Annotated in this window: 5 protein-coding genes; 2 read left to right on the top strand and 3 right to left on the bottom strand. The window is 74.2% G+C overall.

Features of this window, described 5'->3' with window-relative positions; translation table 11 throughout:
- The first annotated feature begins 27 nt into the window (after nucleotides 1–27).
- Together AMK25_RS09565 and AMK25_RS32965 are read left to right on the top strand one after the other, a co-directional pair.
- On the top strand, nucleotides 28–2,883 hold the full coding sequence (locus AMK25_RS09565; RefSeq protein ID WP_073827823.1) for a helix-turn-helix transcriptional regulator: 2,856 nt from the start codon (nucleotides 28–30) through the stop codon (nucleotides 2,881–2,883).
- A 512-nt stretch (nucleotides 2,884–3,395) separates the two neighbouring features.
- Nucleotides 3,396–6,215 carry a helix-turn-helix transcriptional regulator gene (locus AMK25_RS32965; RefSeq protein ID WP_073827822.1) on the top strand — a complete coding sequence of 940 codons (2,820 nt, stop codon included), beginning with the start codon at nucleotides 3,396–3,398 and terminating at the stop codon, nucleotides 6,213–6,215.
- A 109-nt stretch (nucleotides 6,216–6,324) separates the two neighbouring features.
- On the opposite strand, the gene AMK25_RS09555 is transcribed toward AMK25_RS32965, so the two are convergent.
- The 3 genes from AMK25_RS09555 to AMK25_RS09545 form a co-directional block, all read right to left on the bottom strand.
- On the bottom strand, nucleotides 6,325–7,164 hold the full coding sequence (locus tag AMK25_RS09555) for an ABC transporter permease (RefSeq protein ID WP_030498870.1): 840 nt from the start codon (nucleotides 7,162–7,164) through the stop codon (nucleotides 6,325–6,327).
- Nucleotides 7,161–8,213, bottom strand: coding sequence for an ABC transporter ATP-binding protein (locus tag AMK25_RS09550; RefSeq protein ID WP_073827821.1), 1,053 nt, complete (start codon nucleotides 8,211–8,213; stop codon nucleotides 7,161–7,163). The genes AMK25_RS09555 and AMK25_RS09550 overlap by 4 nt, the downstream gene beginning before the upstream one ends.
- A gap of 87 nt (nucleotides 8,214–8,300) precedes the next feature.
- The gene (locus AMK25_RS09545; protein WP_073827820.1) at nucleotides 8,301–13,769 is read right to left on the bottom strand and encodes a type I polyketide synthase; all 5,469 of its coding nucleotides are present in this window, start codon (nucleotides 13,767–13,769) and stop codon (nucleotides 8,301–8,303) included.
- Between the last annotated feature and the right edge of the window lie 16 nt (nucleotides 13,770–13,785).

Below are 13,785 nucleotides of genomic sequence, written 5' to 3'. Positions count from 1 at the left end.
CGCGGCCCTCCCCCGGAGGGGGCGGTGATGGAGCTGACCGAGCGTTCAAGCCAGCTCGGCCTGCTGGAGCGCCGACTCGCAGACCTGCTCCGCGGCGGCACCTCGCCGACCGACCGGCCGGTGACCGTGCTGACCGGCCCGGTCGGCTCCGGCAAGACCGCGCTCTCACAGGCCTTCGCCCGGCGCGCCTGCGACGCCGGAGCACGGGTCATCGGCGCGAGCGCCTCCCGCGCGGAGCGCAGCGTACCGCTGGAGGTCGTCCGGCAGCTCGTCCGCGCGGTGCCGTCGTGCGCCGCGGACGCCCCCGACATCCGGGCCCGCCTCGCCCGGCTGCTGGACGCGGGCGCCCTCGCATGGAGCGACGCCGATCCGGCGGACGCGGAGAACGCCCGGCTCACCGCCGCCATCGGGCGCGCCCTGCTCGAACTGACCTCGCGGGGGCCGCTGGTCATCGTGGTGGACGACATCCACCACGCGGACGTGCCGTCGCTGCGCTGTCTCGATTACGTGGCCCGGCGGCTCTCCGGCCTATCCGTGCTGATGGTCCTGACGGAGGCGCCACGCACCCGGCCGTGGCAGGCGGACGTGCACGCCGAGATGCTGCAACCGGCGAAGCTGCACCGCATCCGCCTGCCGCTGCTCACCGCCGAGGGGACGTTCCAGCTGCTCGCCCAGCGGCTCGACATCCCGCTCGCCCGCAGCATCGCCGAGGAGAGCCACCGGATCAGCGGCGGGAATCCGCTCCTGGTGCATGCGCTCGCCGATGACCAGGCAGCCGCGCCACGGTCCGCCGACGCCCCGGCGGTCGGCGAGTCGTTCCGGGAGGCCGTGCTGAGCTGCCTGTACCGCTGCGACCGCCTGGTGCTCAACGCCGCCCGGGTGCTCGCCGTGACCGGCGAGCCGCTGCACGGCAGCCTGCTGCCGCATCTCGTCGACGCCCGGTTGCACCCCGCGCTGGGCGCTGTCGACAAGTCGACCAGCGCGGGGCTGATCGACGAACAGGGGTTGCGCCATCCGGCGGTGACCCAGGCCGTGATCGACGGGATGACCGCCGAGGAACGCGTACGGCTGCATCTGGGAGCAGCCCGCCTGCTGCACGACGACGGCGCGCCCCCGGCCCGGATCGCGCCGCACCTGGTGGACATCGGCGAGCTGGCCGAACCCTGGATGGCGCAGACCCTGCTGGACGCCGGCGAGCAGGCGCTGCTCGACGGCGAGGTGGAGACCGCCCTGCGGTACCTGCGCCGGGCGCACCGCAGTGGCGTCGGCGAGTGTCTGCGGGCGCGGATCCGCTCCGCGCTGGCGCGCGCCGAGTGGCGACTCGACCCGCAGGCCACGATCCCCCACCTGGTCAGCGTCGCCACCGCCATCCGGGCCGGGCACCTCGGCAGCCAACAGGCCGCCGGTCCCATCCAGTACCTCCTCTGGCACGGTGAGATCGACAAGGCCGTCGACCTGGTCAGGCACCTGAGCGAGCGGTCGGATCCCGCCGATCCGCAGTCCGTGGCCGAGCTGCTCATCATCACCGGCTGGATCTCGACGCTCTATCCCGGGGTCATGGTCGACCGGCCCGCGCCCGCCGTGGCCGCGCGGGATCCGCTCACGCTGGCCCGGGTCAAGCACGGGCTCAGCGGAGTCATCCTGCTGTCCGGCGTGCTGGCCCGGGGTGACGCGGGCGTGGTCGAGAAGGCCGAGCGGACACTGTCGACCACCGGGCCGGACGACGAACCGCACATGTGGAGGGTCATCTGCGCCCTCATCGCCATGATCTACGCCGACCAGCTCGACCTGGCCGACGACTGGTGCAACCGGCTGGACCGCCACCTCGCCACCCCGCACCACCCCACCCCCTCGGCCACGCTCACCGCCCTGCGGGCCGCCGTCGCCGGCCGGCTCGGCGACCTCCCCCGCGCCGGCAAGCTGGCCGACGAGGCACTGGGGCAGCTCTCGCCGAAAGGCTGGGGGGTGGTGATCGGGATACCTCTCGCCGTCCGGATACGGGCCCTGACCTTTATGGACCAGCTCGACACGGCGGCCGCCTGCCTTCAGGTGCCGGTGCCGCCGGCGATCTTCGAGACCCCGCTCGGGCTGCACTACCTGCACGCCCGTGGGACGCACGCCCTCGCCGCGGGAAGCCCCGAGGCCGCGCTGGCCGACTTCCAGCTCTGCGGGCAGCTGATGCAGCGGTGGCAGCTGGATTTCTCGGGCCTGGTGCCGTGGCGCACCGAGTCGGCTCGGGCACTGCTCCGGATGGGCCGCCGTCAGCAGGCGCGCAAGCTGGTGCGCGACGAGTTGGCCCGGCTGCGGCCCGTCCATGTCCGGTACCGGGCCGCGGCCCTGCGGGTTCTGGCCGCGACCGAGGAGGGACAGGAACGGATCCCGCACCTGCGCAGCGCCGTACGGCTGCTGCGGCAGTGCGGCGACCGGATGGAACTGGCGCACAACCTTGCCGACCTCGGTCACGCCTACGAGCAGGCCGGCGACCGGCGGCAGGCCCGCGCCGCGACCCGGTCGGCCCGGGCTCTCGCGGAGGAGTGCGGCATCCCGACGTTGTGGCCCAGCGCCCTGTCCACCAGGGATGGTGCCACCGGCAGCCGGGCGGGTGCGGCGGTCTTGGTCCAGGGCCTGACGGACACCGAATCCAGGATGGCCACCCTGGCCGCCCAGGGTCACACCAATCGTGAGATCGCCGAGAAGCTCTTCCTGACGGTCAGCGCGATCGAACAGCGGATGACGCGCATCTACCGGAAGCTGGACGTCAACTCGCGCGGCGAACTCGCCGGACGGCTGCGGTTCGACCGCCCCGGTACGACGGTGCTGGATCCGCTGACGCGGGGCACGGACCCCCCGGGCGGCCGTCCGTCCGGCCCTCAGCCGCGCTGATCCCGGTCGGGCTTCCGCACGGAACAGCCGCCGGGCGTCACACGACCGTCGCCCTCGCCGACCGTCGCGAAGAGTTCGCTCACCACCACTGTGCGTACCGCCGGCGTGCGCCGGGAGTCGCGGTGTGGCACCATCAAGCCGTACGCCCCGACACCAGCCGCTCACCGGCGTGTCGCCTCCCCCGGGCCGATCGGCTCCAACACCCCTCACCCCGAATCGCGCAACCCCTAAATGCCTTCTGGGGCCGCAGGTTTGGATGCGAAACGATGGGGTCTCACGCCCGTTGTCGCACCATCATGCCGGTGCCAGACTCGCCTCGACACGCGGACCGTACGGCGAGAAGACCGGTCCGACGAAGGATTTCAGGTCCACCCGGCGTGGCCGCCCGGCGCGCTCCACCCCCACCCGTCGAGACGCGGGCGGAGGGGCGGCTGTCTCCGGCAGGGGTGGCGGTGTCGGGCCGCACCGGCGTTTCCAGGCCCGCGCCGCGTACAAGGAGGGCTTACGCGCAGGTGTTGGTTCAGCAAGAGGAACAGATCACCCGTCTGCGGCGCGTGTTCCACGCGTGCGAAGAGCAGCAGCGCGGACACGTCGCGCTGGTCACCGGTGCCGTGGGCAGCGGCAAGACCAGCCTGCTGGAGTCGTTCGGCGAGTGGACGGCCGGCTCCCGCGGGCAGGTGATGAGCGCGACCGGCTCGCGGGCGGAGCGCGGTCTCCACCTGGGAGTCGTCAGGCAGCTGTTCCACAGTGCACGACTCGCTCCGGAGGCCGCCGCCCACGTCGAGAAGCTGCTGCGCGACGCCACCTCCGCGGTGCCGTTGCCCGAAGTCGGCGGCGAGGCGTCCGACGGAGACCGGGCCTGGGCACCTCTGCTACACGGCCTCTTCACCACCCTGATCGATCTGACGGCCAACGGGCCCCTGGTCCTCCTCGTCGACGACGTGCACCACGCGGACCCGGCCTCGCTGCACTGCCTGCTCTACGTGACCCGACGGCTGCGCCACGCCCGGATCATGGTCGTGTTCGCGGAGGCGTCGACGCTGCGCCCGCCGCACCCGCTGTTCCGCGCCGAGCTGCTCAGCCAGCCGCACTTCTCCCGGATCAGCCTGCCACCACTGACCGTCGACGCCGTCGCCCGGCTGGTCGAGGGCGCCGTCGACGACGCCGACACCCGCAGGACCGCGGAACACTACGTACGGATGACCGGAGGCAATCCACTGCTCACCCGGGCGCTGCTCGACGAACGGGCCGGTAGCGAGGGCAGCGACCACGACCTTCCGTCCGTCGGCGACGCGTTCGACCAGGCCGTGCTCGGGTGCCTCTACCGCCACGAGCCCGGGGTACGCCGGGTGGCCCAGGCGCTCGCCGTGCTCGACCGGCCCGCGTCGACCGAACTGCTCGGCCACCTCCTCGACGTGATGCCCGCGACCACGGTCCCGGCGGTGCGGGTGTTGCGTACCTCGGGTCTGATGGAGTCCGACCAGCTACGCCACTCGCGTATCCTGCACTCGATCCTCGCTGACATGTCGGCCGACGAGCGGCGCGGCCTGCACCAGCGGGCCGCCGAGGTGCTGCACGACCGCGGCGCCGAGGCGAGCGTGGTAGCCGAGCACCTCGTGGCCGCCGGTTCGACGGTGGCCGGCTGGCGGGTGCCGGTGCTCCAGGACGCCGCCGGTCACGCGCTCTCGTCCGGCCGGCCCGACGTGGCGGCAGCCTGCCTGCGGCTGCTCGCCAGCGCGCCGGTGGACGAGCGGCAACGCACCGCCACCACCGAGATGCTGGTGAATGCCCGCTGGCAGCTCAACCCGTTGACGGTGAACGGGCAGCTGACGGAGCTGGTGCAGACGGCGCGGGACGCCGGCTGGTCCACCGATGCGAGCCTCTCCGCCGTGCCGTACCTGCTCTGGCAGGGCCGCGTCGACGAGGCTGCCGAGGCCGTCAGCGGCTTCTCGGCGGACGAGGAGCAGGCTCCGGCCACCCCGGGCCGCCTGCGGATCATGCAGCTTCTGGTCTCCCTCTCCCACCCGGACCACCTGGCGAGCGTACGGCAGACCCCGGCCACCTGGAGCCGCGCGGCCGGCGCCCCGACCACCGTCAGCCCGCTCCTGCAGGCGGTCACGGTGCTCGGCACCGCGCTGACGCCGACCGCCGACAACGACACGGTGCCGACCGCCGAGCAGATCCTGCAGCGCCACCACACGGACGACGGCGCCCTCGGCCTGCTGACCGCGCCCCTGCTGGCGCTGCTCTGGGCCGGCCGGTCGGACCAGGCCGCGGTCTGGGGCGACGTGCTGCTCGACCGGCCGGTGGTTCAGCACGCGCCGGGCTGGCGGGCGGTGATCCGGGCGATCCGGGCGGAGGCGGCCCTGCGCGTCGGCGATCTGCCCGGTGCCGAGCACCACGCCCGCGCGGCCCTGGAGGACATGCCAGCCCCCGCCTGGGGAGTGGCGATCGCCGGACCGCTGTCTACCCTGATCGCGTCCGCGACCGAGTCGGGCCGGTTCGCCGAGGCCGACCGGTGGCTGGCCCACCCGACCCCGCCCGGCATGTTCCGCACCCCATTGGGCCTGCACTACCTGGCCGCACGCGGCCGGCACCACCTGGCCGTACGCCGGCCGCACGCCGCCACCACCGACCTGCGACGCTGCGGCGAGCTGATGCGCACGTGGGGGATCGACGCGGCCGGACTGGTGCCGTGGCGGCTGGAGCTGGCCCGGGTGCAGCTCAGCGTCGGCAACAAGACGCAGGCCATGCAGCTCCTGCAGGAGCAACTGCGGGTGCCGCACGGGGTCGACGACCGGACCCGGGGCCGTACGCTGCGCCTGCTCGCCACCACCGCCGCCCACGACCACCGGCGCAAGCTGCTCTCCGAGGCGGTCAACCTGCTCCAGTCCAGCGGCGACCGGTTGGAGCTCGTCCGCGCCCTCGGCGACACCGGTCAGACGCTACAGCGCGCCGGAGACTCCGCCCGCGCCCGGCTGCTCGTCCGCCGCGCCTACCAGCTCGCGCAGGACTGCGGGGCGTCGGTGCTGGCTCAGCGGCTGATCCGCCGGGAGCCGGGCAGTGGACTGCCGGCGTACCCGGCCGCCGCCGAACTCCAGGAACCGGACGACGGGCTGAGCGACGCCGAGCGGCGCGTTGCCGCGCTGGCCGCACACGGCCACACCAACCGCCAGATCTCCAGCAAGCTCTTCATCACGGTGAGCACTGTCGAGCAGCACCTGACCCGGGTCTACCGCAAGCTCGACGTGAAGCGCCGGACCGACCTGCCGTCCCGGCTCGTCGTGTACGCCGAGACGCTGGCCGACGAGACACAGAGCGCCACGTCCTGACGGCTGTCGCAGGGGCGCGGTGACCACCGGCCCCCTGCGACACGGGGCGAAAGCGAGGGCCCGAACCGCAGGTGCGGTTCGGGCCCTCGGCGGACCGCGTCCGGGGCGGTCAGTCCATGGCGCGACGCATGAAGCCACGCATGCCGATCGCCGAGAACGCCACGAAGACCCCGGTGAGGACACACATGCACAGCCAGAGCGGCAGCGACTCGACCCCCGGCGGGCCGACGAGCGACCGGGTCGCCTCGCTGATGTAGGTCAGCGGGTTCAGCGAACAGATCACCTGATACCAGCGCAGCGAGTCCAGGCCGAGCAGCGGGAACTGGGTGGCACCGGTGAACATGATCGGGGTCATCACCACGGTGAACATGATCTGGATGTGCTGCGTGGGCACCAGGGTGCCGAAGGCGAGACCGACCGCCGCGCCGACCAGCGCGCCGATCGCCAACACCCCGACCACCTTGAGCACCACCGCCCAGGGCCAGGTGACGCCGAGCATGAGCATGCCGACCGGGATCAGCACCACACCGGCGATCAGGCCACGGATGCCCCCGAAAACGATCTTCTCCAGCGCCACCAGCGGGGTCGCCATAGGCGCCAGGAGGCGGTCCTCGATCTCCCGGGTGAAGGAGAAGTCCATCATCATCGGCAGCGCGGTGTTCTCCAGGCCGATCAGGAAGGCGTTCAGCGCGATGACGCCGGGCAGCAGCACGTTGGAGAAGTCGTCGCTGGCGTAGCCCAGGTCGCTGAGCACCTTGCCGAAGATCAGCAGCATGAACAGCGGCTGGATGAAGACCTGGAGCAGGAAGCCGACCAGCTCCCGGCCGGTGACGAACAGGTCCCGCGAGAGCACCGCGCGGAAGGTGGCGAGCTGGTCCAGCGCGCGCACCGGCGGCGGCGCCGCGGGCGGTGACGGCGCGGACGGGGGGGCGGGGGCGGTGACGCTCACCGAAGTTCCCTTCCGGTCAGGTGGATGAAGACATCTTCCAGACTGGGCTGGCCGATGTTGAGGTCACGAACCTCGCAACCCAGGTCGGCGAGGATCTTCATCGCCATCGGGATGGCGTTGGCCGGCTGGCCGCTGGTGTAGACCCGGAAGGAGAGCGGGGCGTCCGGGTCGGTGGGGGCGTCGGGGGCCGGCGCGGGCATCGGCATCGCCGGCATGCCCGGGAACGCCGGCGCGGCGACGGGCGCCGGGGCGGTCACCTTGAAGTGTTCCACCTGCTCCACGTCCGGGATCGCGTCGAGCGCGGCCCGCACCTGCTCGGCGGGGGCGCCGGGGGTCACCACGAGGGTCAGGGTGCTGCTGCCCGGCAGCGTACGGGTCAGCGCGGACGGGGTGTCCAGGGTGAGCAGCTTGCCGTGGTCGACGATGCCGACCCGGTCGCAGAGCTTCTCCGCCTCGTCCATGTCGTGCGTGGTGACCACCACGGTCACCCCGGACCGCTTCAGCTCGGCGACCCGGTCGTGCACGAAGAGCCGGGACTGCGGGTCGAGACCCGCGGACGGCTCGTCGAGGAAGAGCACCCGGGGCGAGTGCATCAGCGCGCGGGCGATCATCGTGCGCTGGGCGAGGCCGCCGGACAGGAAGTCGGTGCGGTGGTTCGCGAAGTCCTTGAGCCCCATCTGGTCCAGCAACTCGTCCGCCCGCCGGATGCGCTGCGCCCGGGGCACCCGGTGGTAGGCCGCGTGGAACAGCAGGTTCTGCCGGACGGTCAGCGCCCGGTCCAGGTTCACCCGCTGCGGTACGACCGCCAGCAACTGCCGGGCGGCGGCGGGCGAGCCGATCACGTCCGCGCCGCACACCCGGGCCCGGCCCGAGGTGGCCCGCACCCGTGTTGTCAGCACCCCGATCGTCGTCGTCTTGCCCGCACCGTTCGGCCCGAGCAGGCCGAAGACCTCACCGGCGGCGACGGAGAAACTCAGCCCGTCCACCGCCGGTGGCATGTTGGGCTGGTACCGCTTGACCAGCTCCGTGACCACCACTGCCTCGTCCACGTCGTCATGCTCCGTCCTGGAACGTCGGTCCGATAGATGTATGTGCGCCGATAGGGGGCGCTAGGGGCACGCCAGGGGCGGAACCGGTCACAGGCCCCGCGCGGCCAGCCAGCGCTGGACCGTGCCGGCGAGTTCCGGCCCCCGGTCGGCGACCATGCTGAAGTGGTCGCCAGCCGCGTCAACAGCCTCGTGCGGGTAGGGCCAGCGCGACCGCCAGCCGTCCGGTTCGCCGGCCCACTCCCCCAGCGGCTCGGTGGCCCGCACCAGCAGGGTCGCCGCCGCCATCTCGGTCGGCTGCCAGTCCAGGAACAGCGGCAGGTAGCCCGCCCACGCCGTCGTCCGCCAGTCGTCCATCGGCGTGTACGCGGTGTCCCGGTCGATCATCCCGTCGAGAAGCTGCGGCACCCACCCGCCGAGCACCTCGCTGTCGGCCGGGTAGGTGTCCATGAGCACCACCGCGTCCGGCGGGCGGCCCTGGCGTTCCAGCTCCCCGGCGAGCAGGTTGGCCACCATCGCACCACCGGAGTGACCGGCCACCACGAACGGGCCGGCACCGACGGTACGCAGCACCGTGTCGGCGTGCACCCGCAGCAGCGCGTCGAGGTCGGCGGGAAGCTCCTCGCCCACGCCGAACCCGGGGTTGGGCAGGGCCCACACGTCACGTACGCCCCGGAAGCCGGCGGCCAGCCGGGCGTACTCGTGCGCGCCGGAGAGCAGCGACATCGTGCAGCAGCACACCAACTGCGCCCGGGCGCCGCCCTCGGCCAGCCGGAGGATACCGGCCGGGCGGGTGAGCTGCGCCGGCTCGCGGAAGCGGGGGCGGAACTGGGCGAGTTTGACCAGCAGTTCGGCATACCCGGCCGGGTCCTCGCGCGCCTTGGGCTGGTTGAACAACCCGCCGAGCAGTCCGCCGCCGGCACTCTCCCCGGCAGGTCCACCGGCGTCGTCCGCGCCGTCCCCGGCCGCCGCCGCGCCGAGGAGCCGGCCGAGCAGGTGAACGGCCAGCGCCGTAGGGGTGGGGTGGTCGAAGAGCAGGGTCGCCGACAGCTCCACCGCGGTCTCCTGGCGCAGCGCGTCGCGCAGTTCCAGTGCGGTCAGCGAGTCGAAGCCGAGTTCCAGGAAGTCCCGGTCGGCCTCGACCGCGTTGGGCGAGGCGTGCCCGAGGACGGTGGCCACCCGGGCCCGGACCAGGTCCAGCAGGATCCGGTGCCGGTCGCCGGCCGGAACGCCGGCCAGCCGCTCGCGCAGCGCGCGGGCGGGATCGGTCGCGGCATCGCCGGCCTCCGGCTCCGCGCCGGCCGTCGCCTCGGGCACGCCGCGCAGTAGCGCGCTGGGCCGTACGGCGGTGAAGGCCGGCACGAACGCGGGCCAGTCGAGGTCGGCCACGGCCAGTTGGTCGTCGCCGCGGACCAGAGCCTGCCCCAGCGCGGACAGGGCCACGTCGGCGGGCAGCGGCCGGACCCCCCGGCGGCGCAACTGCGCCGCGTCGGTGATCTCGTCCGCCCAGGGCACCCACGCGACGACGGTGGCCGGGCGGCCGGCGGCACGCCAGCCCGCAGCCAGCGCCGCCAGCCCGGCGCCCACGGCGGCGGAGACCGCCGCTCCCCCGCTGCCCCAGACGGCGGCCGTCGAGGCGAAGACGACGAACTCGTCGACCGGTAGGCCGGCGCAGGCCCGCCCGAGCAGTTCCACGGCGGCGGTACGGGCGGCCACGGCGTCGGCCAGGTCGTGCGGGTCCAGCACCGCCACCGGGTCGCCGGCCCCGTCGGAGTCGGCGACGTGCAGGACGGTGCGGATCTCGCTGCCGGTGGCGGCCAGCCGGTCCAGCACCTCGGGCAGCCCGTCCAGGTCGCCGACGGCGGTGACTGTGACGTCCGGGCCGGGCGGGTCGGCATCCGCCACCGGCCCCACGAGGACGAGGTGCGACGCGCCGCGCTCGGCGAGCCAGCGCAGCAGGTGCGGGGTACGCACCTGCGCGGACCCGTGCACCAGGACCGCGCCGCGGGGCCGCCAGTCCGTATCGGTGGCGCCGGCCGGGGCCCGGCGGAGCCGCCGGGCATACACCCCGCCGGCGCGTACCGCCACCTGGTCCTCGTCGCCGCCGGACGCGACGACCCGGGCGAGCGCGGCGAGCGCGACGTCGTCCGGCTCCGCCGGCAGGTCGACCAGCCCGCCCCACAGGCGCGGCTGCTCCAGCGCCAGCACCCGGCCCAGGCCCCAGAGGTACGCCCCGGCCACGCCGGGAGCGGCGTCGTGCGCGTCGACGGCCACCGCGCCCCGGGTCACGGTCCACATCGGCGTGCCGTTCCCCGCAGCGGCGAGGGCCCGCACCAGCGCGGCCGTCCCGGCGAGCGCGCCGGCCGCCGGGTCCTCCGCCGCCAGCAGCGAGACCACGACCGACCAGGTGCCGTCGGCGAGCGAGGCCCGGGCGACAGCGTCCAGGTCGTCTCCGACCGTGACCAGCGTCGGGTCCAGGCCCTCGGCGCGCAGCACGGTGAGCACCGCGGTGGCGTCGGTGCCGGCCCCGGCCACCAGCAGGCATCGGCCGGTCGGCGTGGTACGGGCGGGGGACAGGTCGACGCGTTCCCAGTCGGCGCGGTAGCGCAGCCCGTCCAGCTCCGATCCGCGACGCCGCCGGTCCCGGTAGGAGGCGAGGGCGGGCAGCACGTCGGCGAGCGCGTCCTGCCGGTCGGCGGGCAGGCCGAGCGCGGCGGCCAGGTCGGCCGGTCGTCCCTGCGCCACGGCCGCCCAGAACTCCTCGTCCTCTCCGGTCGCGGCGGGCGGGACGAGATCCACTGTGGGCGGGTCCGGCCAGAAACGCTCGCGGTGGAAGGCGTAGGTGGGCAGCTCGACGCGCGCGGCGTCGCTGCCGCCGAAGGGAGCCGCCCAGTCGACCCCGGCACCGCGCAGGTCGACCGCGGCCAGCGCGGCGAGCAGCGTGGTCGCCTCCGGCTGGTCCCGGCGGGCGAGCGGCACGAAGGCCGCCGGTTCCATGTCGGGCAGGCACTCCCGGGCCAGCACGGTCAGGGCGCTGTCCGGGCCGAGTTCCACGAAGGTTCCGACGCCGCCGGCGGCGAGGGTGGCGACGCCCGCGTGGAAGCGGACGGTGTCCCGGACGTGGTCGACCCAGTAGCCCGGGTCCGTGGCCTGGGCGGCGGTGAGCGGCTCGCCGGTGCGGTCGGAGACGATCGGAAGGTTCGGCGGGTGCCACGCGACCTTCTCCGCGACGATCCGGAAGTCGGCCAGCATGGCGTCCATCCGGGCGGAGTGGAAGGCGTGGCTGACCCGCAGCCGACGGGACCGCCGGTCCTCGGCGGACAGCCGCCGCCCCGCCGCGAGCACGGCCTCCTCGTCGCCGGAGAGCACCACCGACCGGGGGCCGTTCACGGCGGCCAGAGACACCCGCTCGTCGAGCAGCGGGACCACCTCCGCCTCGGACGCCTGCACCGCCAGCATCGCCCCGCCGGGCGGCAACTGCTGCATGAGCCGGGCCCGGGCGGCCACCAGGGTCGCCGCGTCGGCCAGCGACAGCACCCCGGCGACGTGTGCCGCGGCCAGCTCGCCGACCGAGTGGCCGAGCAGGAACTGCGGGCGTAGCCCCCAGGCGGTGACCAGCCGGTATGCGGCGACCTCGTAGGCGAACAGCGCCGGCTGGGTGAACTCGGTACGGTCCAGCAGATCCGCGCCGGGCGAGTCGGCCTCGGCGAAGACCACCTCCCGCAGCGGCCGGCTCAAGTGCCGGTTCAGCTCCCCGGCCACCTCGTCGAAGGCGGCGGCGAAGACCGGGAACCGGCGGCACAGCTCGGCGCCCATGCCGAGGCGCTGGGCGCCCTGCCCGGTGAAGAGGAACGCGACCTTGCCGGCCGGGCGGGCCACGCCTCGCACCACGCCGGGGGTGTCGCGCTCCTCGGCGACCGCGTGCAGGCCGGCCCGCAGCGCGTCGCGGTCCCCGCCGATCACCGCGGCCCGGTACGGCAGGGCCGCCCGGGTCGTGACCAGCGAGTACGCCACGTCGGCGGGGGTCAGGTCGGGGTGATCGGCCAGATGCGCCAGCAGCCGCCGCGCCTGCCCGGCCAGGGCCGGTGCGGAGCGGGCCGAGACGATCCACGGTACCGGCGGGGCGGGCGTACCGGCCGGCCGGACGTCGTCGGTGTCCGTCGCGGCGGCCTGCTCGATGACGACGTGTGCGTTGGTGCCGCTGATGCCGAACGCGGAGACCGCGGCCCGGCGTGGCTGCCCGGTCTCCGGCCATGGCTGCGGGCCGGTCAGCAGGGACACCGCCCCGGCCGACCAGTCGACGTGCGGGGTGGGCTCGTCCACGTGCAGCGTGGGCGGCAGCACCCCGTGCCGCATCGCCAGCACCATCTTCATCACCCCGGCCACACCCGCCGCCGCCTGCGTGTGCCCGATGTTCGACTTCACCGAGCCGAGCCACAACGGCCGCTCCGCGGACCGACCCTGCCCATACGTCGCGATCAGCGCCTGCGCCTCGATCGGATCACCCAACGTGGTGCCCGTACCGTGCGCCTCGACGACATCCACCTGGTCGGCACCCAGCCCCGCGTTCGCCAGAGCCTGCCGGATCACCCGGCGCTGCGACGGGCCGTTCGGAGCGGTCAGCCCGCTGCTCGCACCGTCCTGGTTGACGGCACTGCCGCGCAGCACGGCGAGGACCGGGTGGCCGTTGCGGCGGGCGTCGGAGAGCCGCTCGACGAGCAGCATGCCGGCCCCCTCGGACCAGCCGGTGCCGTCGGCGGCGGCGGCGAACGACTTGCACCGGCCGTCGGTGGACAGGCCCCGCTGCCGGGAGAACTCCACGAAGACGGTCGGGGTGGCCATCACCGACACCCCGCCGACCAGCGCCATCGTGCATTCGCCCAGCCGCAGCGCCTGGCAGGCGAGGTGCAGCGCGACCAGCGACGAGCTGCACGCGGTGTCCACGGTGACCGCCGGCCCCTCCAGCCCGAGAGCGTAGGAGATCCGGCCGCTCGCCACGGCTGCGGCGCTGCCGGTGCCGAGGTAGCCCTCGACGCCGCCGGTGACCCCGGTGAGCAGGGCCGCGTAGTCACCCTGGCTGCTGGTGGCCGCGTAGACACCGGTGGGCGCGCCGCGCAGCCGGGTGGGGTCGATGCCGGCCCGCTCGAACGCCTCCCAGGCGGTCTCCAGCAGCAGCCGCTGCTGCGGGTCCATGGCGAGGGCCTCGCGGGGGCTGATGCCGAAGAACGCCGGGTCGAAGTCCCCGGCGGAGTAGAGGAACCCGCCCTCACGCACGTACGACGTGCCCCGGCTGTCGGGGTCGGGGTCCGGGTCGTAGAGCGCGCCCAGGTTCCAGCCCCGGTCGTCCGGGAACGCCGACATCGCGTCGCCGCCGGCGGCCACCAGGTCCCACAGTTGCTCGGGTGACCCGACACCGCCGGGGAACCGGCAGCTCATGCCGATGATCGCTACCGGTTCGCTGAGCGCGGCGGTGAGCTGCTGGTTCTGCTGCTTGAGCTTCTGGTTGTCGAGCAGGGACGCACGCAGCGCGCCGACGACCTCGTCCAGGGAAACATTCATCGGGCGCTCCTCAGGG

Source organism: Micromonospora sp. TSRI0369, assembly GCF_001905625.1.
GTDB lineage: Bacteria > Actinomycetota > Actinomycetes > Mycobacteriales > Micromonosporaceae > Micromonospora > Micromonospora echinospora_A.
Note: the sequence above shows the minus strand (reverse complement) of the source record. Positions and strands in the feature narration are given on the sequence as shown.